This is a genomic window from Paenibacillus plantarum (assembly GCF_013141695.1).
Classification (GTDB): domain Bacteria; phylum Bacillota; class Bacilli; order Paenibacillales; family NBRC-103111; genus Paenibacillus_E; species Paenibacillus_E plantarum.
The window spans coordinates 107,267-129,732 of record NZ_WHNY01000067.1 but is presented as its reverse complement, the minus strand read 5'-3'; the positions used below and the strand labels follow the sequence as shown (position 1 = coordinate 129,732).

The 22,466-nt window shown below is 47.8% G+C and carries 19 protein-coding genes; 3 read left to right on the top strand and 16 right to left on the bottom strand.

All coding sequences use genetic code 11. From position 1 onward, the window contains the following. Positions 1–309 precede the first annotated feature (309 nt). The 3 genes from GC096_RS23760 to GC096_RS23750 all read right to left on the bottom strand — a co-directional run bounded on the left by GC096_RS23760 (position 310) and on the right by GC096_RS23750 (position 3,008). Positions 310–732 (bottom strand): hypothetical protein, encoded by a 423-nt coding sequence (locus GC096_RS23760; protein WP_171633734.1) that lies wholly within the window; start codon positions 730–732, stop codon positions 310–312. A 566-nt stretch (positions 733–1,298) separates the two neighbouring features. After that, positions 1,299–1,565, bottom strand: a complete 267-nt coding sequence (locus tag GC096_RS23755; protein WP_171633732.1) for a hypothetical protein — start codon at positions 1,563–1,565, stop codon at positions 1,299–1,301. A gap of 162 nt (positions 1,566–1,727) precedes the next feature. After that, positions 1,728–3,008, bottom strand: coding sequence for an MFS transporter (locus GC096_RS23750; RefSeq protein ID WP_171633730.1), 1,281 nt, complete (start codon positions 3,006–3,008; stop codon positions 1,728–1,730). A 214-nt stretch (positions 3,009–3,222) separates the two neighbouring features. Here GC096_RS23750 and GC096_RS23745 point away from each other — a divergent pair, with 214 nt between their 5' ends. Continuing rightward, positions 3,223–3,804, top strand: coding sequence for a TetR/AcrR family transcriptional regulator (locus GC096_RS23745; RefSeq protein WP_171633729.1), 582 nt, complete (start codon positions 3,223–3,225; stop codon positions 3,802–3,804). 240 nt (positions 3,805–4,044) lie between these two features. Here GC096_RS23745 and GC096_RS23740 read toward each other — a convergent pair whose 3' ends face one another. The 7 genes from GC096_RS23740 to GC096_RS23710 all read right to left on the bottom strand — a co-directional run bounded on the left by GC096_RS23740 (position 4,045) and on the right by GC096_RS23710 (position 10,020). Further along, on the bottom strand, positions 4,045–4,584 hold the full coding sequence (locus GC096_RS23740) for a GNAT family N-acetyltransferase (RefSeq protein WP_171633727.1): 540 nt from the start codon (positions 4,582–4,584) through the stop codon (positions 4,045–4,047). Positions 4,585–4,742: 158 nt separating this feature from the next. Further along, complete coding sequence (locus GC096_RS23735; RefSeq protein WP_171633725.1) at positions 4,743–5,627, bottom strand: phosphotransferase enzyme family protein; 885 nt, start codon at positions 5,625–5,627, stop codon at positions 4,743–4,745. Between the two features lie 223 nt (positions 5,628–5,850). Then, positions 5,851–6,885, bottom strand: coding sequence for an aminoglycoside phosphotransferase family protein (locus GC096_RS23730; RefSeq protein ID WP_171633724.1), 1,035 nt, complete (start codon positions 6,883–6,885; stop codon positions 5,851–5,853). A 258-nt stretch (positions 6,886–7,143) separates the two neighbouring features. After that, complete coding sequence (locus tag GC096_RS23725) at positions 7,144–7,713, bottom strand: dihydrofolate reductase family protein (protein ID WP_171633722.1); 570 nt, start codon at positions 7,711–7,713, stop codon at positions 7,144–7,146. Between the two features lie 348 nt (positions 7,714–8,061). Next, on the bottom strand, positions 8,062–9,018 hold the full coding sequence (locus GC096_RS23720; protein ID WP_171633720.1) for a hypothetical protein: 957 nt from the start codon (positions 9,016–9,018) through the stop codon (positions 8,062–8,064). Continuing rightward, positions 8,988–9,596: a hypothetical protein gene (locus tag GC096_RS23715; RefSeq protein WP_171633719.1), complete on the bottom strand. Its 609-nt coding sequence runs from the start codon at positions 9,594–9,596 to the stop codon at positions 8,988–8,990. The genes GC096_RS23720 and GC096_RS23715 overlap by 31 nt, the downstream gene beginning before the upstream one ends. A 37-nt stretch (positions 9,597–9,633) precedes the next feature. Beyond that, positions 9,634–10,020: a MarR family winged helix-turn-helix transcriptional regulator gene (locus GC096_RS23710; RefSeq protein ID WP_171634293.1), complete on the bottom strand. Its 387-nt coding sequence runs from the start codon at positions 10,018–10,020 to the stop codon at positions 9,634–9,636. A 206-nt stretch (positions 10,021–10,226) separates the two neighbouring features. Here GC096_RS23710 and GC096_RS23705 point away from each other — a divergent pair, with 206 nt between their 5' ends. Further along, entirely contained in the window at positions 10,227–10,871 is a 645-nt protein-coding gene (locus GC096_RS23705; RefSeq protein ID WP_171633717.1) for a DUF1796 family putative cysteine peptidase, read from the top strand. Between the two features lie 396 nt (positions 10,872–11,267). Here GC096_RS23705 and GC096_RS23700 read toward each other — a convergent pair whose 3' ends face one another. From GC096_RS23700 to GC096_RS23685, 4 genes are all read right to left on the bottom strand, one after another. Continuing rightward, positions 11,268–12,818: a SagB family peptide dehydrogenase gene (locus GC096_RS23700; protein WP_171633715.1), complete on the bottom strand. Its 1,551-nt coding sequence runs from the start codon at positions 12,816–12,818 to the stop codon at positions 11,268–11,270. A gap of 66 nt (positions 12,819–12,884) precedes the next feature. After that, positions 12,885–14,828: a TOMM precursor leader peptide-binding protein gene (locus GC096_RS23695; RefSeq protein WP_171633714.1), complete on the bottom strand. Its 1,944-nt coding sequence runs from the start codon at positions 14,826–14,828 to the stop codon at positions 12,885–12,887. Beyond that, positions 14,825–16,753 carry a putative thiazole-containing bacteriocin maturation protein gene (locus GC096_RS23690; protein ID WP_171633712.1) on the bottom strand — a complete coding sequence of 643 codons (1,929 nt, stop codon included), beginning with the start codon at positions 16,751–16,753 and terminating at the stop codon, positions 14,825–14,827. Before GC096_RS23690 ends, GC096_RS23695 begins: the two co-directional genes overlap by 4 nt. A 174-nt stretch (positions 16,754–16,927) precedes the next feature. Next, on the bottom strand, positions 16,928–17,212 hold the full coding sequence (locus tag GC096_RS23685) for a hypothetical protein (RefSeq protein ID WP_376769520.1): 285 nt from the start codon (positions 17,210–17,212) through the stop codon (positions 16,928–16,930). 431 nt (positions 17,213–17,643) lie between these two features. Between GC096_RS23685 and GC096_RS38495 the strand changes: the two genes are divergently transcribed. After that, a complete protein-coding gene (locus GC096_RS38495) occupies positions 17,644–17,748 on the top strand; it encodes a YjcZ family sporulation protein (protein WP_216626246.1) in 105 nt (34 codons plus the stop codon). A 164-nt stretch (positions 17,749–17,912) separates the two neighbouring features. Here GC096_RS38495 and GC096_RS23680 read toward each other — a convergent pair whose 3' ends face one another. Then, positions 17,913–20,513, bottom strand: a complete 2,601-nt coding sequence (locus tag GC096_RS23680) for a glycoside hydrolase family 3 N-terminal domain-containing protein (RefSeq protein WP_171633709.1) — start codon at positions 20,511–20,513, stop codon at positions 17,913–17,915. Between the two features lie 168 nt (positions 20,514–20,681). Then, complete coding sequence (locus GC096_RS23675; protein ID WP_171633707.1) at positions 20,682–22,421, bottom strand: S-layer homology domain-containing protein; 1,740 nt, start codon at positions 22,419–22,421, stop codon at positions 20,682–20,684. Positions 22,422–22,466 lie beyond the last annotated feature (45 nt).

The following is a 22,466-nucleotide window of genomic DNA, read 5'->3' as shown; positions in this document are numbered from 1 at the left end:
AGTACACTTAACAATATGTCGTGTACAACCAAGAGATGACTCTTTTTCATTTATCTTTAATCTGTATCCAGATCAAATAATTCAATATCCATAGCTACCCCATGGTTCTGCTCAACTATCGTTTCCCTTTAGCGTAATTCGTTAGTTATAAGATATACATTGGTCATTTGTTCGTAAAAGTTACTTCATCTTCCCAACCTTTTAGTCACACTCTTACCCTAGAAGATCTCGGAGTACTTAAATCCCAATCCCCAAGGGTCATATCACCAGGCTCAGGAATTTGTTCTTCTTACTGAAATAACTATCATATCATTTTAATACTACATGCTCTAACCTCACTTCAACAGGCAACTTAAAGATAATGTAATTAGCAGTCCACATTTGTGATTCAATAATGAGCTTATCTCCTGTTCCCTTTGATTCAAATACATATCCAGAGCCGATTTGCTCTAAAAAAGTAAATCCACCTAATGTATTGAACTGTTTTTTGAGTTCATTCCCAAAAGTTTCTTGACTTCCTTGATAAATATACCAATTAAAATTGTCATTATTAGTAAGATACCTGATATCATTATGTTGATTTGATATCTTCTCGTACGCTGCCTTCTTCGTTATGCCCTCGACTGGTAAATCAGGTAAGTAGAACCTTGAATTTATTATGGTGTTCCCGAGAAAGAACAATAGAACAGCAAACATCAATATCGCAAGTACAATGAAATATTTCTTAGACAATTGGGGTATCTCCCTTCTTCATAGGTATTACAATATAGACGTATCGTGTATAAAAACGTTGCATTCCATTAATTTGCCCGTTTGCTGAGAAGGCTGCCGAACAATAATCGTCGGCAGCCTTCTCGTGTTTGTTTTCGTTTCATCGAATTTAAGCGCGTCAGTTCCGTTAAATATTCCGTAAACATTTACTGCCTTTGGTATAAGCTCTTTGAGAATTCCTTTTACTTCATTGTCAGTAAGTGTTGGTATTGGAGTCTGTATTGGTGTTGTTGTTTTAGAAGTACTGACAACGACAGGTTCAGTTGCAGGACTATTTGTTTTCAGCATCTGTTGTTGGGTGTTATTTGAAGATTGGAGTAGTACGTTATTTTTAGAACACGCGGATAGTGAAACGAGAACAATACAAATCAACAATAAAAGGAAAGCTTAATTTTTTTCAAATTTAAATCTCCCCTTTGAAATACAGAATTTGCATTGTATTTTCCCATTAAAAATTAGTCTTTATCATTCCACAAATCATAAAAATACTGTAAAGAATATCCCCTCAATAAAATCATTCTCTCATTTCAGTTTATGTGGTTTGTTGTAAAAGGATCGGCTAATACTTCCCCTTTAAGATCCATATACATAGTCCCCATTCCATCGTTAAATGACCAAACTAGCTTATTATTTATTTCGAATACATGTAAATTTTCTTTTAATATATCTCGTTGTACTTCTTCTTTAACTCGGGCAAGAATACTTTCGTATGAAACAGGCAACTTCGTCGTATCCACTTTTTCAGCAGAACGAAATACAACTGCATATTGCGCCCCTTCTTCATCTTTAGCCACACAAATAAACGGTTTAATGAGCGACCATAAAGTTTAACTTTAAGACGTTGCTAATCCCCAAAAAGTTTCTGTTATAAATACTTATTCAACTACACAATGCGCCTACTGCATAGTCGTCGTAATTGTGTGAACTAACAGATGGGCTAAGGCGAGGCACGATCATTATTTCGATTTAACAGACCGTGGACGGCAGGTCAATCCCCAGAATAAGAGGGCCAAAGCACTGACAGCGGCACCTAACACACATACTCCGTTCCAGCCAGCGTAAGCGTAGATACTGGTCGAAGCAATTGAACCGGTGGCGCTTCCTATCGAATAGAAAATCATATAGCCGGCAGTGAGTCGACTGCTTGCCTCTGGGCGTACGTTATAGATCAAACTCTGGTTCGTGACGTGTACGGCTTGCACCGCCACATCAAGAAGGAGTATTCCAACGATCAATGCAAGCAGCGAGTGTTCGGTATAGCTGATTGGTAACCATGATACCAGCAACAAGGTCAGCGCGACTCCGGTAGTCCTCTGTCCTAAACCTCGATCGGCGAGCCACCCTGCCCGAGATGCTGCTAACGCTCCGGCAGCACCAGCGAGACCAAACGCGCCAATTGCGGTATGCGAAAGCGACAGCGGCGGGCTGCTTAGAGGTAACACCAGCGAAGTCCACAATGTGCTGAACGCGGTAAAAATCAGCAAAGCCAGTACGGCGCGAACGCGTAAGATTCTTTCTTGCAAGAACAAAGCGAGTACCGAACGAAGCAACTGCGGGTAAGTTAGTGACGCTCTTTCGCGTTCATCATGCGGCAGCACACGGAACAACACACCTGCCATGACGAGCATCAACGCCGCTGAGACGAGATAAACTGAACGCCAACCGGCGAGATCGGTTAATACACCAGCGAAGGTTCGCGCAAGCAGAATGCCGATCACTACTCCGCTTATCACCAAGCCGACTATTCGTCCGCGCTCGACAGGAGCAGCCAAAGTCGCCGCAAACGCCACGAGAACCTGCGTTACTACAGCGAGCAGTCCAACCGCAGCCAAGCCTGTGAGCAGCACCGTGCTGTTTGGCGCGATGCCAACCGCAATAAGTGCCAACACGGATAATAGCATTAGACCCGGGATCAGCCGACGTCGATTCAGCAGATCGCCGAGAGGTACCAACAGCAGCAGTCCCAGTGCATAACAAATCTGTGTAATGGTAATGACAATGCCAACGGATGAATGGGCAATACTGAACTCGCTCGCCAGGGCGTCCAGCAGCGGTTGAGCGTAGTAGATATTGGCGACAGCCAGCCCGCAGGCGGTTGCAAATAACAGAGCCACATATCGAGAGATCTTAGGGACAGGAACGGAATCGGATACTGTGTATGCTTCTTGTGCTGTATCCTCTACTCTATCGCAATCATTTCCGGCAATAACTGCCGCTTTTTCTTCTAGCGTCTCCATTGTTCACACATCCATTCTTCTTGAAATTGATATCATACCGATCAATATATTATACTCATCAGTATGTTATGATGCTGTGTAAATATTACTCGCCACAAATACATACTGTCAAGAGATGGTTGTCAAAATAATTGTGTGAAGGCTTTGATTTGACAGCATATCCTTCAAAGCTTACAATCATAACATACTGAACGATATGGAAAGGGGTACTTTCATGGTTCGGCAACGGGAATTTGATGTGGACATTGCATTAGATGCAGCTATGCAAATATTTTGGGAGAAGGGATTCGAAGCTACCTCTTTAAGTGATTTAACATCCAGAATGGGCATTCAGCGGCCAAGCATATACTCCGCCTTTGGTGACAAGAAAGAATTATTTGAAGCCGCGCTGCGGAAATATACAAACTATCACTCTTCCAATATCCGAGCTAAACTTCAGAATCGTTCATCTGTAAAAGAAGGATTTCGCACTTTATTTGAGGGTATTGTGGAAGAAGGATATTCTGAAAGTTGCAATCGGGGATGCTTTTGCATTAATACGATGGTAGAACTTGCTCCTCATGATGAGAAATTTGAAATTCTTACAAGAGAACATCAGATGTATCTTTCGGCCATATTTCAAGAAGCGATTGAACGAGGTGTACGATCAGGTGAGCTTGAAACCGACATGAACGCAAAAGCATTAGCACAGACACTTGTTGTATCGTTAATCGGACTTACCGTAATGATGAAATCTCGGCCAGAACGATCATTTATTGATAATTCCGTTGAGATTATACTTCTATTGCTTAAGTAGATGTTGGGTAGTTCTAAATAATCTATCCTGAACTTAAACAGAGTTTTAAAGAAAGCATAACGGGCGTGATGCCTAGAAGTGCTAGCGGGAAACAAGAGTACAATCAACAAACACCCGGTCCAACACTTTATTTTGGTGTTTTGACTAGGTGTTTGTTGATTAGAATCGTATAGTTTAATACTGATTTGTGCTATCGTTTCTAGATAGAGTTTAGCGAACAGTCAGTTCTTTCACAGTTTGCTACGTAGCCATCTCATGTTGCATGATTTTACTGCATTCTAAAAAGTCTAACCGCTCCACTTGATACAAATCATAGATCTCTTGCGCATGATTTATCGATTTATATATTTGATGGTTGATATCATTTGCTAATTTGGCATACGGTAGTTTTTCTACCGCCTTCTTCGATCGAATATTTTGTTTTCGGATTTTCAAGAATACCGTTTCAATATTATGTTCAAGAAAAAGTTCAGTAAAAAAGGATTCCTTCGCTCGCTGGTTATAACCTTTTCCAAAATAAGGAGTTCCAATCCATGTGGCTAAGAAGCCTGTTTTATTTACAATATCATATAAATCAATCGTACCAATGGGATGTCCAATCTCGTTAAGAATTGTTCTAGAAATACATGTCTCTTGCTCTTCTTCAACGATCAACTGTTTGGTTAGGAATAAATATTGTTCATAGAATTGGCATTTAGATCGAACGTATGGAAAAACTGCAGGATCCGTCATTAAGTTATACAGTAAATGGCATTCGTGCAAGTCACGTTTTTTTAACATTACATCTACCGCCTAGTCCTTTTATTTCGCTATATCAAACAATATAAGTATATAAAAGGACTTCGCGGATTTAATTAATTCTATATGGATGTTGTGTAAAAATAATCATTGTCACTCTCTTTATCTCACCATAGACCCTGTTCTACTGGGTATTTACATCATAGACTTGTGAAATCCAAGTCAATATAAGGAATATCATTTTTTATATTATTAATATAAAAAGTTAATGCTTCTTTATTCCAATCACTCCAATTATCGAAGTTCCCCATATCAGAACTACGGTATATGAGACCGATAACGATAGCTTGTCTTAAATTTATAAATAATGGAATGGCATTTAGTGAACTACGGCTTAATATATTTTCCTTAGAGTATCCTTGGAAAAAGTTTAAAAAAAATCGTTTTGTTATTGTCTTGCGTCTATTTGCGTCTGTAATAATAAATGGAATTGGAGTTTCATGGAATATCGATGTTGCAATTTCAGAAGCAAACCAACTGTACTCGCATTGATCGAAGTCAATGATGCTCGGGTGATCTTCATGATTCAGGTAATTCCCCGGGCTAATGTCTCCATGAATAAGCCCAAACGAATCTCTGTCTCTTGACAATGATTGAATTTGACTTGTTATTAACTCAAGTTTCTGTTGAAGAATCTCAAAAGGTACATAATTATGAAATTTTGTAATAGCTGCATTGTCATTCCAATCATACCTTTTATGAATAGGAGAAAACTGTTTTGATAACTTATGCATCTTCCCAGTAAACCTGCCGATTCGTTCATAAAAGATATCACTTTCAATGCAAATTTCAGCCCTTCTGCCAGGAGCGAATTCAAAAGCAGTCGCAATAAAACAGTTATCAGCATGTTCAATAATTTCAGCATATTCACCTTGATTAGAAAGCAAAGCTTTCGATACAGTCATTCCGGAATCGGCTAGATAAGAAATAAACTCGATCTCAGCTAGCGTTATATCCTTACTTCTATGTGTGCTATGAGCAATCCTTAGTATCACATTTATGGATTCACGTTTCCCTAAAAACACAAAATTTTGAAAACCGTCAAGTTCTATCGTATCTGTAAAGTTAATGCCAAACCGACCTGCTGCCTCTAAAAAATTTCTTTTGTAAATTTATCTTTAATAGAACTTTCGATAGGAATCTCCTCCAAAAATCTGTAGCGATTACAATCCTCATTTTTAAATACCCTTTTCAAAATAATAACAAATTAATAATGAATTGGTTATTTGTTCTTACTTCACTGTTAGTTTAGGCTATGTAACCAGATGTGTCCATCAAGGCTATGGACTTCATTTCATAGATTTTTTGGAGAGTATGGGCACGCTTCGTCTTCTTGTCATCTGCCTCTGTGTGGAGATACCCCTCCACAAGCCTGTACCCGAATACGAGAAGGATAATCTCGTAAACACAATGATCGGCGATTCGGGATACATCCGCATACTCCGAAAAACCTTTGTAATACGCAGGGATACATCGCTGGTAGTGTTCGACCATGTGATCGATATCCGGTTCATCCGCGATCAGGCTTGCGAGATCCTCGCCTAGGTAGCCCCATCCGCTGGTATCCCAATCGATAAGCGCGAAATTCCCGTCAGCATAGATAAGATTGGTTACCCAGAAGTCCCGGTGACATAGCACGAGGGGCAATTTTTCGATACGAGCGAATATCTCGTCTGCTTGGTCATCGATGTCGATGAGCATTTGGCGCACGTGCAGAGGCAATCCGCAGTCCTCCGAGCGTATATAATCGTAGACGACCGGCCATGACCGATAATGCAGGTACGTATTCTTCATGAGATCCGCATGGCTCAGGTTGGTCAGACTTTGCAGCACGGCGGGCTGCGCCGCATACATCTTGCCTTGAAAGCGCCCTAACTCCAACGCGGCCTTTTCATACATGTCACCGGTCAAGTCTAAACCGGTTACGCCATCGATATATTCCAGCCACAGCTGGTATTCATTTTCTTCGGCATTGAGCTCAGCGTGATAACATATCGGCCAGCGGAGGGCTTGCGAGAACGTCACTCCCAAGTCAGAAGAATAGAGATCATATTCCCGACGCCATGAGCCCGGATCACTATAACGCTCCCATTTATTCTGGATTTTCAGCACTATACGGTAAGGCAATTTGTCGCCATCCACGCTTTCGGCGATCCCCGTTACTAGGTGCACATTTCCCACAGTTCCGCCCTGTAACGGCATAGTTTGGCAGTCGGTGGAGATGATATTCGTCTTGAACCGTTGCTTTAAAGCATAAATGAGCTTTTCAAGTTCAATATTCATTTATTCCTCCATTTTCATCTTTGTCGATGAGGTAGCGCGTATTATCCTGGATATACAACCCAAGTATTGAGAAACGACAGGAGTTATACCAGCATCTTAGATGAGTATATCAAATGTAATCCCTTATTTTGGGAAGACTTTAGTTATAACTATTCTGCCCGGGAGCTAAGAAGGCTGCCGTTCATTGCTGTCGGCAGCCTACTCTTGACGTTTATTGAGCTATAGTTTCGCGTTAGTGGAACACTTTGTACGGCACGACTATTTCTCCAACTCATAGCGGGCCGCGATAATGCCCGACTTGAGTGTTCGGCTGGACAGCAGCTTGAGCCTGATTTTCTCAGCGTCGCCGTGGAATACTGATTTTCCGCCGCCCAAGATGACCGGACAAATCGTCAGCCGGAATTCGTCGATCAGGCCGAGCTCAAGCAACGTCTTCGCCGCCCCCGGGCTGCCGAAGATAACGAGATTTTTGCCAGGCTGCTCTTTGAGCACCTTAAATTCCTCTGCGATATTGTCCTTGATCAGTTCCGTATTGTTCCATTCCACAGCGTCCATCGAGCCGGAAATGACGATCTTCTCAACATCCTGTATCCATTTGGCATGCTCCATACTGTGCCTCGACGCATTCGGATTGTCCAGCACCGTGGGCCAGTAACTCTCCATCATCCGATACGTCGTGCGTCCGTATACGGGAGAGCCGACTTCGGCTACGACCTCCTCGGCATATTTCTCTAATTCCTCGTTGTACGGAATCCAATCTAGTCCTCCGTTCGAATCCGACGCATACCCGTCCAGCGACACATGCATGAACAATACGAGTTTTCTCATGTTTGCTTCTCCTCCGATTTCGATTTTAGTTGTTCGATTTTTTGGCAGTAGGCCTGTGTTTTGTCCTGCTCTTACGTTCACTTTAAATCATTACGTTACGTAAGGATCAAGTGGAAATCTGAATTTTCTTCGAAGACAACAATGTTGCGCGAATCCTCCCGTTAGTTTAGTAAGTTACAGGCCAGTCTACTGCATGTTGCCAATCGGACAACGTTCTTGTCACAAGTCGGGAATTGGATCAAGTTCTTGTCAACCTATTCTTATGCACTCCTATAGGTAGACAAAAACAGCTGATCTTCCCAAGAAGATCAGCTGTTTTGGCATGTATCCTATGTCATTCGTCATGCCTTAACCAGGACGACGCGTCGCCATGGAGCTGGATTGAACAACGGTGATGACGCCGTTGTCACTCGAAATGACCTCCGCGTTCCCTTCAGCAGTCACGCGCTGCGGCATAACCGCTGGTCGTACCTCTGCGCGAAGATAAGGCTGGCCACGCAGCGCGACAGAAAGCTCCGCCGGGCTTAGCTCCAGACAGGCCGTCGCCCTGGACATCGAAGCGAATAACGTATGCCCGCTATGGCGGAGCACGCTTCCGTAGCCGATAAAGCAGCGTTCGACGTTTGTCCAGTCTTCATCGTCGGCGCCTTCAGGTCGGGTGACGGCGACAAGATAGGCATCCGTCTCCCAGCCATTCAACTTACGGATGCAATTCTGATGCATGATTCGACCGTCTGCCCGGAGGTTCAAGTACACATCCGTCTGCTTGCCGCCTGATCGAATACGCACACCGAGCATGTCGTGTCCTTCCAGAGCAGTCACTTCTGGAAGTGAAAACTCCGGCTCCACCGGTATCACAGCGGTAATAAATTTAGCCTCATTAAGCGATTCGCTAGTTTCAAATGACAAATACGTCACCTTGGTATCCGGAGCATGATCGGCAAGGCCCTCTTTTTCCTGAATCGTCAGGTTCTGCAGGAACAGATGTTTAACGATCACACTAGCATCACCGTTCGTTACCCGCACAGAGCCATTCTCCGCAATGTCCGTTTCCCCTTCATAGTGAAGCAGCCACTGCAGGTTCCCCTTCTCATGCGCTCGCACATCGTCAATGATAACGATGACACCGTCGACCCAGAGGAAATGACGGAAATTCCGCGAGAAATGCGGTGACATCGGGCCGGTTGCGTCCGCGTATACATAACGAAGGCCGGCGTGATCCACCAGATGGTACACTTCTCCAGGCTCCTTCACACCCCGAGGCACATCTGACTTCAGCTGCCCTTCGCCATTAAACAGCACCACGTTATGCGCTTCGCTCTGCACATAATATTGGAGATAAGGACACCGACGCCTGCCAGTCCGATCATCACCGCCCACCAATTATGACCCATCGAATCGAGTGCATGGATACGTGTGTCGGCAAAAACCCAATCGTTTAGCGTCGGTAGTATACCGAGCTCCTGCAGTCCCCGGCGAACGGTCGTCCGTTCTTCAGGGCTAAGCAGATCGTAGATACAGTCGTAGCCGACGGCAAATCCGTGGCAGAACCGGGACGTATTCAACTCTGAATGCCACGGCGGATCGTTTCGCAGTAGACCTTTCCCATACCATTTCTGATAGCCACTGTAATGAAGAAGCGCATCCCTAAGCTTCTCTCCATAGTGCCGCTGCCCCGTTACCTGATACACAAGGCCAAGTATCGTGCCCATCTTGGCAACCTGCTCGCTCGGCGGCCCGTAGCGTCCGTGTTGGGAATCTTCCCCGTCCGCCTCCGCCTCATCTGTAAAGGATTCCTCCAGCATCCGATCAGCCTTAGCCACATAAGCCTGCCATTCCCGCGCCAGATGCTCATCCAGCTGAAGTTGCAGCCGAAACCGCACTACCCACTCTTGATCGAAATATAAATACGGATGCGACTTACTTCTGTAAATAGCTACTTAATTTTGCAAGGCACATCTCGAAAATTTCTATCTCTTTTTCATCTAATTGAGAACTTAATTCCCTGTAAAAATTAGAATGTATCTCTTCATGAGCCCGAAAAGCACTCTTTCCCATATCCGTTAAGGAAACGATGACGCTTCTTGAATCGCTCGGGTTGGGGGTTCGTTTCACCAGATTTTTGTCTTCCAAGCGTACAATAAGTTGAGTAACGGCACCTTTCGTAATTTGGAGTCGATTGGCCAATTCGCTCATAAGAACGCCCCTTTCAATGCCAATCGCGTCAATCGTATGAATCTCGCTCGGGGTCAAAGGACCTGCATCCCCAAACGTTCGAGGATTTTTTTCCAGCCGTTGAAGCTGCATAATAAATGAATTCAAATTTCGGATACTTGATTTTGGTTTATTCGCTTTTTGTTTTTCCATGTTTTTTAGTTTAGCAACTAAACCATAATTCGTCAAGCTCTCGGATTACGCCGTATATTCGCCCAAGCGCAATTTTAATATTTTGCATACTTTAATTCTACTCGTCATTGTGGTGGAGATCGGTTGTTGAAACGGGAGTGAAAGTTATGAAATGGCGCGATTCCCTAGGTGGTTATAAGGCCTACATTAGTCTGGGTTCTACATGTCAAACAGCCTATCAGCTTAAAAGACTGGGCTTACGAAAATTTGCGGGTCCCTTAGATTGGTTTGTTTCCGATTCGATCGGGGGAGTAGTTCGTTTGATAGATCATCGTTTCAACGGATTTATGGAACTTAGCCAGCTTGAACTCATTGGCACTACCAATGAATGCTTTGTTGTAAGAGATAACGCAAATGACGTTATATCTTTCCATGACTTTCCTCTTTCTCTCACTGCGGGGCGATGGTGGGAAGCTTATCCAGCGTTTAAACAAAAACTTAATCGACGCGTAGATCGGTTTTTGATAACTATTCAAGGTCAACCAATTCTTTTTATTAGAACCAATTCTAATAGAAAAGAAGCGCAGGAGATACACGCAGCATTAAAAAGGCTGGTGCATGGAAAGTTCCACCTTCTGATCGTGAATAACCACCAGGAAGATAGCAAAGTCGTGACTTACGAGGACTGGGGGCTGAGTGGAATAAGCTCGGTTCTCCTACCCAAAGGAGAAGACTGGAGAGGATTTAACCAAGCTTGGGATACGTGTATGAACGGCTTCAAATTGAAAGCTTCGTCCCATCGTCGAGTTTAACCCTGCAATGTGTCCTTTTCGGAGCAATGAAACCTGACATATGTCCAATCAATCACTATGTACCGAGCGTATGATTATACCGTAATGAAAATTTACTTGAGGGGAATGCGTAACTTGTGTTTGGTAATCCTCTTGTCAGTAACTTGTGTTTGCAAATCCAACACTAGTATAGAAAAAACTAAACGGTCCTATCGCGAAGTAGATGCAAATACAGACCGTTTTTTTCTTTGTTTTAATGAGGGTGACTACAAGAACTTATATCATATTTGCACCCCAAACCACACCATAGAATTCTTTTCTTTGATCTTCGATCTTGGTAAACAATGAATTCCATTGAATTAGCTTCATTGATTTTAGCTTTTCCCGTATCCGCATCTCGGAGATATCCAGTATATACTAGCTGTGCAAACCTCCCTCAAACCGGGGACGGGGAAGGCATCGACCGATCGGGATTTGGACAAGGCTGATTCGTCCATGCATGGACATCCGGTAGAGCTCGTCGCACGATCTGGCCTGAAAGCCAAGCAGCGGACGCCCTCCCAAGCCGAGAGCGGACGCCGCCAGCAGCAGGCGCTGCAGGAGCATCCCGGCTTCCATCTGCTGGATGCGGTAGCCTCTATACCCCAATTGGGGAATCAGGTGATCGTCGTCGCCGGCGATGTGCAGACAGATCGGTACTTGAAACAAATTGACGTTGTGCAGGGTCATCCCCTGCTGCAACCAGAGCCGATGATCACCTGCAAGCTCGCGCCGGAGCGCGTGGGCGGCTGCGTCATAGCGATAAGCACCGTCCGGTACGCCTTCGACGTTATAGAAACACCCGTATAACGCGACACGAATCGGAGGAGTCTCCACCACGCCGTCCAAATCGTTGCGATACGCAAAGGAAGCAAAAGCTTCCTGCAGCAGGGAGGCTAACTGCTGCACCGTTACACGACTCAAGATGAATTCGCTTTCGGGCGAATACCGTGCTCGGCTGGTCGCCGCCAGATCGTAACTCAGCCGCTTCACCACTGGTAAATAAACAGTCTGAAGTTCGTTTTCCGCTTTATTGTGGGGCTCGAAACGGCGAAACGGCGATAACGTATTGAGCGCCGCCGCTTCATTCATCTGAGTCAGCTGCGGAATCTCCTTGACGGATCTCGAACGCATGTAATAATCATGCTGCACCGCCGGAAGCTCGCGGCACAGCTCATCCGCGGCGACTTGAGGTGTACCTTCGGCATCGTCTATCAAAACGATGTCGCTCTGCACTGAAAGAGGTATGACCGCATAAACGTTCTCCTCTGAGCCGGATAGCCCGAGCAGATGGCCCACGGCTCGATCCAGAAACCGGAAATGCACTCTTGATGCATAACCGAACCGTTTCGCAGTTTCCTGCAGCTGCCCTAGCAGCACGCCTGAATCGAGCCCTTGCAGACGATAGGCAAAGGTGTTGTATTTGAAAGCATTTTTCCAACCCATCGTCGATACAAAGGCAACGCTGAAGCATGAGGATAGATCACAGCGGTTGCCAAGGGCCCGGGCCAAGTACGAATCGTAATTGCCTTCGCGCAGCAGCACCAGGCGATGATGTGCTGCATCGTAATGGTACAGTCCGGGAACGCCGGCTTCTGTGCGGAGATATACGTACAATTCACTCGGGTACCGCCCTCCGCCCGAAGGAACGAATCTGCGGTACGTCTCCATCGGAACCGCAGGAGAATAGCTTACTTGCGTCAGCCCGTAGACATACCAAAGAAAATGACCGATGTCTTTCAGGCTCGGTTCAACAGCCGTTGTCCGAGCTTCCAGCGTCATCGGGATATCCGAGGACAGCGTATGAGTAGGCAGGCCGCGATATAGTTTATAGGCAAGCGGCGCATCGTCCCAGTCGACCTCCCAGCCGGGCGGCCCGCCCCCGTTGCCGTCGGCATGAAGCTGGCGAATAAACGCTTCCAGACTCATTCTACTTCCCCCAATCGCTCTATAGTGATACCGCGATTTGGCATTATCCGTATTGACCCAGTTCATTTATGGGAACGGATGCGGATGAACATTGAGCTCCTCCGGACGCAATGGGCGCTCCGTGTACCCTAACTCGGCCGGCACTCGAAGCGCCCTTTCCAGTCCCGCCAACCGTGTAAACTGGTAACCGAACGTCATCGGCAGCATGCCGGGCATTAGCACTTTCACGCAGTGCAGCCCGTTACGCCTCAGTTCCGGTGTCGACTGGTCAACCACGATCACATCCATATTTAGCTGGAGGAACTTACCGATCATCGCCTTCAGGTCTTCGGTCAAATCCCGGTGTTTCGGAGTGACCCCAAATTCTTGAGCGAATGCTCGCATCGGCCGGTTTTCCTCCAGCAAAAAGCGCAACCGCGGCTCCGCCTCCGGCAGGCTGTACAGCAAGGAATGGTCCTCCATGCCTCGAACCAAGGAAGGATTGTGGAACATCCGTACATAGTCCTCTCGGTTCGCCTCGAATTTGTGGTCTAGTGTAAGCATCATCCCCGACAACTCGTGAACCGCTCCTTTCGCTGCCCGTACCGGGTCCGGGTGTGCTCCGGCTGCACAAATAAGATTCACTCCATTAGGCTTTCTATTTTTGGCCACTGCCCAAATGCTGGGAATGCCATTTTCCATCGTCGCGTTAAACAAGAGCACGTCAAAACCAGCAACGGCCCGCAGCCGGTCAACCATGAGCTTAAGATCGCGGTCTCCGGCGGATTGTGGGTCTATACGGGGAAGCGGCAGCTGTGCGTACCATGTCAGCAAGAACGAATCACGCTCCACGACCTCCAGCATCCCGTACATGATCGCTTCCTCCAAGCTTCCGCCCAGGGCGCAGCCGTTGGAAGTCTCGTATACGAAGCCTTGCTGACACGGGGAGCTGTAATACGCTAGCCACTGCGGCACCAATATCGGTCGTCCTTGCGCAAACGAGTACCCCCAGGCCCAATCGGTCTCGGCATCTGGATCGAACGGTTTAAAAGGAAATCCAGGCAGCTCATATTGCTCTTTCCCATAAAGCCCGACCGTCACGGGATCGAGCGCTTCATCCGCCAGTTGACGGTAGCTGCCGCGAACAACCGGCCGTTTGCCGCGCGGCGCCATACCACAATAACGCTCCAAGCCCTCCAGAATAGCCGACAGCTCGCTATCCGCGTAGCAGTTCGTCCTGCCCGCCGTCACCTCATCCTGCTCTAACATGGGAAGATTCACGGTCGCATCGGCCAAGGGCGAAATCAGATCCAGCATTTTTCCGTTCAGAAATCCGATCTTGTAATCGAGATAGTCCCGTGCCAGAAAAGCTTTCAGCTCTTGGAGCGATCGGCTGCGGTAGATGTTTTCTCCGACTTTCGGAGACGGCCTGAGCGATATCCGGGCAGCATCCCGCGAATCTTCGGGGAGACTCCCGCATATGGGACACATCGGGTCCGGTAAGAAAAAATGGCTTGAGCAATTCAACGTCTTTAGGTTGACCAAAACCACATGCTCTTCCGTGCGGGAGCGGATGCTCCGCAGCACGTTCCGCGATTCCGCCGTAATCAGATACGCCATCTGCAACAGTCCCGTGCGCGATGCCCATGTGTCAGACGGGATTCCCCCGATCTCCATCAAACGCTGCTGCAGCCCCCACATTTCCCTGCTGTCGCGCCCCGCTATAAGCTGCCGAGTATCGGCGCACCTGGAGCATCCAGACTGGCCTGGCCTGACGAGCGGACCGACAACGCCCTCACCGAAGGCGACGAATCCGCGAAGCCACGGGATGCCAGCAGCCTGCAGCTCCGCCTCCGCCTCACGATGAACGGCTGGATGCCAGCCATCGTTGAGCACCAGGGCGAATTCCGCATCTTCCGGCAACCCCTCCCTGATATCGGTCACTCGAACGATTCGGCACTCGGTGATCAGCTCCACACACACCAGCTCCGCCAGCACTCCTTCTCCGACAACGGCTACGACCGCGCTCATCCGGCTTCCCCCTCTCCCAACAGCACGCCGAAGACAGCAGCAGGGCCATCACGCAAAAACGGCTCCACCGCCAAGTCGATGATGAAAACTTCCCGGCCGCTTATTTTCAGCTTCCGCATCGCATCCTTTACCCGATCCAGCTTCGACTCCGACTCCTCTGCGGGGATGGACAGCTCCAGCAGGTCGTTTGAACCAAGCTGGACGGTCCTCACTTCCACGGCATTCGGCACGCGGCATGCGGACCCGTTTTGCGCCTTCATCAGCGACGCCTGCAGCGCCCTACGGAGCGCCGTTGTCACGGTCAATCCGGTGGCTGCGAACCATCCATCCTCCGTGCCTGCCCATACGACGGGAAACCCGCACACTTCCTCTCCAAGCCCAATCGTCGGTGTGCCCCGCATCGTGGTCAGCGCCTGTAAATAAAATAAGCACGGCTCATCTTCAATCTGGCCGAGCCGAACCCGAGCGATAGACGGCTTCCGGTCTGTCAGCCGCACCTCCAAATGCTTCGTCAAACAAGCTTGCAGTCCGCGAGCCGCGCTTTCTGCAGCCGTCTCCCCGATACCGACTCCGATGATCTGCTCGGTGTTAACAAGAACCCCTCCAAGCCGCGTCACATACGCCTCAAGCCCGATTAGCCCCGCTTCACGCCGCGCCTCCAAGTGCGTCAATCCCGAACAAACAATGTCAGGCAGCAGACCAGCTGGTCCTTCCGAAAGCGGATCGGCTGCCTGAACGCGACACTGTGACAAGGGTAACTGGCCAAGGTCCCCTTCCTCCCAGCTATGGAAAATTCCCGTTCGGTCCGAAGTTAACTTGCTGAAGTACGAAAAGAGCCCGTTCACTGCGCTGCCTTCTGGCTCTACCTCGAGCCGGAGCTCCGCGTCTTCCACCCAGTTGGCTGCGGCATTAACTTTTCCGGCAACGAGCGGATGCGGCAGTAATGGGTGCCAGCTTCCTTCCAATGTCTCCAAATCAAGCAGATACAGTGAGTTTCTCAGTTCCGGATTGGCGGTGCCCGTCACAGTCTTAAACAGCTCGAAAACAATCACATTCGCGAGCAGTGCCCCCCCTGTTGAGGAGAAGGCAAACCTCTCCGGATCTTTGAACACTTCGGACTCGTGGATGCGCCGCCATGCCGATTCCCAACATACCTCTCTCTCTGGCTGCAAAAGCGGGCCCGCGATGCCGGCCTGATGCAGTCGTATGGCGGGAATCAGCGTTTTGCCTTCCGCTTGGCATGCCTTATGAAGAAGCCGCAGCTCCTCGCAATCGCCCTGCTCAGACACATAGAGGACCGTTTGGAACGGCCGAACGGCTTCCCTCCAACCGTCGGCACCCTTGTTCGGCAGTACAACTTCCCCAATCGCCACCTCGGGGTCCGTCAAGCGAGCGTGCTCCGCCAAAGTCGCAAGCCGACTACGATCCGTGGGCAACGAATCCGTAATCAGCATGCGGAACCGTGGCAGGCCCGACTCCAGCAGCGACGACACAAGCGCGGAGAAGATCTGGCCTGAGCCGACCGCGAGCACCTCAGCCTGCCGGTAACTCTGAAACCGGTAAGCACCGGAATCACCGAAGCTATCGAGATATGCAATTTGCCCTGCATACCTGCGGAAAGTTTGCTCCGAGAGATTGTGAGCGCGATCCTGGCTCACATCGCGCGCAAAGCCATTTTCCCTCAGCACTTCCGCGATTTCGTACACCTGGTCCCGGTACGGGGCGGATAGCCCGTCCGTCAATTCCGCCAGTGTGTGCTCCCCGCTGAACAGGGGGATGAGCTTTTCCAACCATCGGTCAATCATCTCACCTTTCATGTGGAACGTGCCAACGTTGTTTCGGAAATAGACGCCGTCATTCTGAACCGGCAAAAAAAATGTATCCGCCTTTACCTGAAGGCGCGCAGACGAGGTCAACTTTGACATCTCAGCCCTCCTAGCCGTAAACGTGTTCTCCAATTTGCAATCTTCGTTCTCTATCATATGTACGACTATTTGTCCCTCATGTCAGACAACTCCTTAAGGGATATAAAAACGCCCATGCACAGCGCCGTGCATGGGCGATCGGTTTACGACAATCCAGATGAGAAGGCTAAGGCGTTAGCGGCAGCGGTGTCCTCCACCGCCGCATTGGTGGCAATTGCCTGCGCATTGGTGACAGAAGCCCGCGCAGTTATGGCAACGAACGCCGCCGCAGAAGCCGCCACAAACCCCACCACAAGCTCCGGCGCAAAACACGCCGCAAAATCCAGCGCAAAATCCGGCACAAACTCCAGCACAAACACCGGCACAAACTCCGACGCAAAGACGCGACGGATCCGCAGGCACTTGGCCGTTCGGAAACTGGCCGGCAAAATACTGAGCCTGCTGCTCCCAAGGCGTCATTTCGGTTGCTTGGAATTGCGAAACACCCAACTGCTGAAGCTCATTTTGAATATTCGTCATGTGATAAACCTCCAGTAATTTTTCATATCAACATGATTCCAACTTATGGTAGATGCTCCGCGTTTGTTACTAAGTCAAAGGCCCATTTTTTGGGCATCTGTACCAAATCGTCCGGGCACGCAAAAACGCCGGTCCCCAAATAACCTTTGAGGGCCGACGTTCTTCTTTTCTGAATTGGAGGATACTTCTCTGGATTGTTGTCCGATGTACAGACGGTAATCGTTTCCAGCTGCACTCTCCATTTAGGAAAGGTTTATTTTGTATTTTTTATTCATTTCAACAAGCATACCTGACATACGTCCAATCAATATCTAGGTACCTAGCGTATGATTATACCGTAATGAAATTTCACTTGAGGGGAATGAGTAAACATGAGTGGTGCAAGTTGTGCAGGTTATGGTATTGGTACTAGCTCAGCAGCTGTTTTAGTTCTTTATATCCTTTTGGTTATTATCTTAATGACTTTTGCCATTTAAACCAAAATCACAAAAAACAAAACGGTCTTATCGCGAAATAGATGCGAATATAGACCGTTTTTTTCTTGTAGTTTAAACGAAGGCGACGAGTGAGTTGGGTGCCTGGGTTGGCAATATCAATATATGGTCAAGTGGATGATTCCGCACCAGGGCCGATACCCCTTTTAATTGATTGTTTGAGCTACAGATGCAAGATCCACTATGTCAACAAAACCATCATTGTTTACATCCGCTAACTTAAACTGGGCCCAATCTGCACTGCTTGATTTCTTCCCGTATGCCGATGCAACGAGACCTAAGTCACTAATGGTCACTATACCGTCGCCATTCAGATCGTATTTTGTGTAACTTATTGTTAGACTTTGAGAAACTTGGCCCAACTGAGTTGCATTACCTTTTCCATCAGATAAAACGATTTTAGCTAACGAAACCACGGCAGGAGGCGTCTGTGCAGCTGACTTCGCTTTAAATTGAATGCTTAGTAGATTGCCATCCGCATTTATCGCATTGCTTGATCCCAAGCTTGCGAGTAAAATCCGTACTTTTCCTGGCTCTGTCACGTTTTTACTTACAACGGACAACCCTGTTTTCAATGACTGCGCATTGACAAATTCCAATTGAGTTGGATCAAAACTAAGTGTCAGATCCTGCGCATATACGCCATGTGTAACACTTTTCGATATATTATTCAAGCCATAATTCAAACTGAAGGTACTTCCAAGTGGTGCCGAAGTATTTCCAGTTAGAGAAGCACTAGCATAAGATAAGCCAAAACCGAATGTGTAGTCGTCACCAACCGCATTCGTGTAGGCGTAGTGGAACTTCTCTGCGTAGCCCGGGACGTCCGAAGCGTTTTTCTCCACAGCATCCTGATTGGCTGGTACCGTGATCGGCAGATGACCTGTAGGGTTGAAGCGCCCACGAAGCACGTCGAGCAAGGCGTCGCCCTTGATGTTGTAGGTCGCCACGACCGCCGCAGCCCCAGGCTCGACCTCGTTGATGACCCACGGATTGGTCATGTTGACTACGAGTGCAGTCGGGACGGCCGCCTCGATTGCCTTAACCTTGTCAACGTCGATACCAGTGAGCGTGCCTAACTGAATCTCCACCGTGGAATCATCGGGATACTCGTATGCTTTGGGCCTCAGCCACAAGAGGGCGGCGTTCGCCTCCGCAAGCGTGCCGACGACTTTAACCGACGGATCATTGGCGATAAGATCCTTAAGTGCGGCGGTCTGATCGGCGCTCTTGCTACCGTTGAAAACCTCCACGTACAGCTTCGTAGTGGCGAGGTTTACATCGGTCAGCGGCAGCAGTCCCTTGTTGTTGCGCAGGAGCGTGACTGACTTGCGTTGCGCCTCGTCAGCCCGTGCCTGGGACACAGGCGATGATGCGATGGCCTGAGCTTCTGTCGGGTTCGTGTACGGATTCTCGAAAAGTCCCAGGTTGAACATCTCCGTGAGCAGGTGCGTCAAAGATGGGGTGAGATCCTGTTGTTCGATCAGGCCCTGGTTAACCGCGTTGATAAGCCCGCTCGGGTTGTTGTTGTCCGAGAAGATGGACGCTCCGGCCTTGATCGCCTTGGCGAACTTCTGCTCAATTGTCAGGTCATGCACACCATAATCCGTGCTGGTCAGCGGGCCGCTATCGGTATTCACGTAGCCAGTAAAGCCCATCTTGGTCCGCAGTAGGTCGGTGATGATTCCCTTGTTGTAGGCGCCTGCCACCTCTTCGAACTGCTGGGTTTCAGAGTACCACATTTCTTTGGGGAGTTGATCAGCACTCAGCGAGTTGCTAGGGGAATTGTAGAAGGACATGATCGAGCTCACCCCTGCATCAACTGCAGCTTGAAACGGTGGGAGCTGGTACTTGAAGAGGCTTCCAGCTGTCGGGTATTGTGTCCATCTGCCGATCTCTCTGTGCGGGTCCAGACCTCGAATTAGAGGGCCGTCACCGGGGAAGTGTTTGGCGGTAAGAGCTACAGAATCGCTTCCTACCTTCTGCCCTTGGAAGCCGAGGACCAGTTCACGGGCGATCCCCGCATTTAGTTCCGTGCCCTCGCCGAAACTTTCATTGATACGGCGCCAACGTGGTTCTGTCACGACCTCAACTTGGGGGCCGTACATTTTCTGGATGCCGGACGCGCGCCACTCTTTGCGGGCGATCTCAGCGAAGTCGCGGATAAGAGGGAGGTCGCCCGTTGCCGCGAGGCCCAAGGGTCCGGGCCAGGTCGAGAACTTTCCAGAGGCCTCAATTTTGCCGAACTCAGCATCTTCTATAACGTAGTTCCGCGGGTTGGAGGTTAAGACGAGTGGGATACCCAGGCTCGTGGCTTCCGCGACCTCCTGGTACGTGTTCGCCCGTGTGGCCAGATCGAAGGCCGAAGGGTTGTCACGGATGATGAGATAGTGGATGCGGCGGTTGTTGACAAAGTCCTTTAGACCGGTTGTGCCCTCGAGGACAGTTGGCAGGGAGGTGATCTGCATGAGGCCGGCTTTATCAGCCAAAGTCATGCGCGTAATGAGGTCTGCCACTCGCTGATTGGTGGGCAAGCGCCAATCCTCGTACGGGTCGAGTGAAGTGTTTCCATTTAAATCTTTGAACTGCTTGCCATCGATCGTCAGGATGCTCTTAAAATGACTTGAGATTACAGGTTGAACGGGGTCAGCCGCTTTTGCATTCGATACAACAAAGGACGAAGATAACACCGACGTAACAAGCGAAGATAGTAAAACCTTTTTAAAATGTTTCGAGCTAATAGTCATTTTCTTTCCCCTCACTTTCTTTTATCAATAAAACCATTTCAATAAATCTTAAATATTAAACTTTCATTTATGTAGGTGGAATACGCAGCATAGTGTTCGCCCCCTTTCGTAAATCTTTAAGGGCAAATTTTATTAAGCGTTTTCATTTCTTATAGAAAAAGCTTCTAATTACTTAAACAAATTTGTAAAAATGTTATACATCAATACAGCGGCTTGTGCTCTATTCGTAAATTCTTTAGGATGGACAGCATTATCATAACCATGAACAAGCCCCACTTCGACTAGTGCAGCTATACTAGGAGCCGCATAAGCTGATACATTGGCATAATCTTTAAATTGTTTTAGTTGCTCTTCCTTTGAATTGGTTGTAATTTGTTTCAACACTCTCAGCGTACGCTCTGTCATTACAATCATGTCTTCTCTTGTGATCGGTTCGCTAGGCTTAAATAAATTATCGCCCACGCCTTCCGTAATGCCCATTCCTCTTGCAATTCTCAAAGCTTCGTCGTAGTATTCGCCTGCACGTACATCTGCGAATTTGTCTCCCATTCCCCTGCTGCGGTCTAGCTCTAAAGTGCGAACTAACAAAACTAAAAAATCCGCGCGTGTGACTGGCTGATCAGGGTCAAATGACTTGTCCGAGCTCCCGTTGATAATTCCTTTAGAAGCCAGAACTTCAATCTGATTTTTTGCCCAATCCAGGGAGGCAATATCATCAAATGTTTTTTGAACAAATGCTGATGCATATATACTAAAGTGTGTTGTCGTAAAGACAACTGTACCCGTTTTCTCATCATATCTGCCATTTGGTACCGGGATCGGTTGTCCATCGCCGGACAAATACCATACAACGATATGCTCAAGATGCTGCTTTTCATCATCATTCGGTGAATAAGGCAAACGTACTGTCACCGGTGCATTCGGATTGTTCCATGATACCTTCTTATCTCCGGATTGCAGGCTTATATCAATCACAGGCCGATCACCAATTTGATTCAATACACCCTTATCCAACTTGCTGACATCAGCTTTCCCGATTACCAGCGTGACGCTGTCGCCAGATAGTTCATTGGCACGAAACATATTATTCGGGATGTTTACCGATGCAAACGGCGATATAACTTGTATTTGAACCGAGTTCACGTCATTTGAGAGCAAATTCGCCGGAACTTGCAGTTTATATGCTTCCGCACCAGGTATTTCCTTCATTTCAATATTGATTTTCTTGATTCCCTTTTCATTTGCAGCTGCCTGTTGAATTGCCTTATCCCAATTGGCATTACTTAAAACAAAGGTTGCCGTTTTCGTTGCTGCGTCCAAATTCCCATCCCCGGGTTGCATGACAATGGTTCCCTTGCTTACTTGGTCATCTTTTGGTGTATTAGGTGTTGATGTTTGTGTTTGTGGTGGTGGATTACCGTTACTACTCGAGACGATCGACGCCCTCACCTTCGCATCTGCATTGGATGTATAATCATTTAATTTACTATCTACAAGCTTCACGCTTTTCAGTTGAAGCTCTGCGCTCCCTTGAATGATTGTTTTAAATGTTGCGGTGGCAAGATTTACAGTTCCATTCTCACCCGGTACTTTGCTTACCTTGGTAAACGCAAATTGCAGATGATTGCCATTCACCTGAGGCTCAACGGAAAACCCTTCGGAGACACCGCTGCTGATCCCTTTAAACTCCATCATCGCATTGTCAAAATCGAGATTCAGTTCATAAGCATACAGATCGGTTATATTTCTTCCCGTGACGGTAACCTGAATGTCATTGCCTAGCGTCACCTGAGAGGCATTCAACCCCAATGAAAAAGATGGAGCCGTATCAGCAAAAGCGACCTGTGGCAGCAAAAGCATGATACTCATCAATACCATTAAGCCGAATGACTGTAAGTTTCTTCTCACTTTGAAGACCATCCTTTCGTTAAAAGCAGGGGAAAGTTCCTAAAC

Excerpts from the sequence above, each read along its gene's own strand:
- GC096_RS23750 (WP_171633730.1), bottom strand. The coding sequence starts at position 3,008 with ATGGAGACGCTAGAAGAAAAAGCGGCAGTTATTGCCGGAAATGATTGC.
- GC096_RS23740 (WP_171633727.1), bottom strand. The coding sequence starts at position 4,584 with ATGTTAAAAAAACGTGACTTGCACGAATGCCATTTACTGTATAACTTA.
- GC096_RS23680 (WP_171633709.1), bottom strand. The coding sequence starts at position 20,513 with ATGACTATTAGCTCGAAACATTTTAAAAAGGTTTTACTATCTTCGCTT.
- GC096_RS38495 (WP_216626246.1), top strand. The coding sequence starts at position 17,644 with ATGAGTGGTGCAAGTTGTGCAGGTTATGGTATTGGTACTAGCTCAGCA.
- GC096_RS23705 (WP_171633717.1), top strand. The coding sequence starts at position 10,227 with ATGAAATGGCGCGATTCCCTAGGTGGTTATAAGGCCTACATTAGTCTG.
- GC096_RS23685 (WP_376769520.1), bottom strand. The coding sequence starts at position 17,212 with ATGACGCCTTGGGAGCAGCAGGCTCAGTATTTTGCCGGCCAGTTTCCG.
- GC096_RS23730 (WP_171633724.1), bottom strand. The coding sequence starts at position 6,885 with ATGAATATTGAACTTGAAAAGCTCATTTATGCTTTAAAGCAACGGTTC.
- GC096_RS23745 (WP_171633729.1), top strand. The coding sequence starts at position 3,223 with ATGGTTCGGCAACGGGAATTTGATGTGGACATTGCATTAGATGCAGCT.
- GC096_RS23710 (WP_171634293.1), bottom strand. The coding sequence starts at position 10,020 with ATGCAGCTTCAACGGCTGGAAAAAAATCCTCGAACGTTTGGGGATGCA.
- GC096_RS23700 (WP_171633715.1), bottom strand. The coding sequence starts at position 12,818 with ATGAGTCTGGAAGCGTTTATTCGCCAGCTTCATGCCGACGGCAACGGG.
- GC096_RS23690 (WP_171633712.1), bottom strand. The coding sequence starts at position 16,753 with ATGTCAAAGTTGACCTCGTCTGCGCGCCTTCAGGTAAAGGCGGATACA.
- GC096_RS23695 (WP_171633714.1), bottom strand. The coding sequence starts at position 14,828 with ATGAGCGCGGTCGTAGCCGTTGTCGGAGAAGGAGTGCTGGCGGAGCTG.
- GC096_RS23725 (WP_171633722.1), bottom strand. The coding sequence starts at position 7,713 with ATGAGAAAACTCGTATTGTTCATGCATGTGTCGCTGGACGGGTATGCG.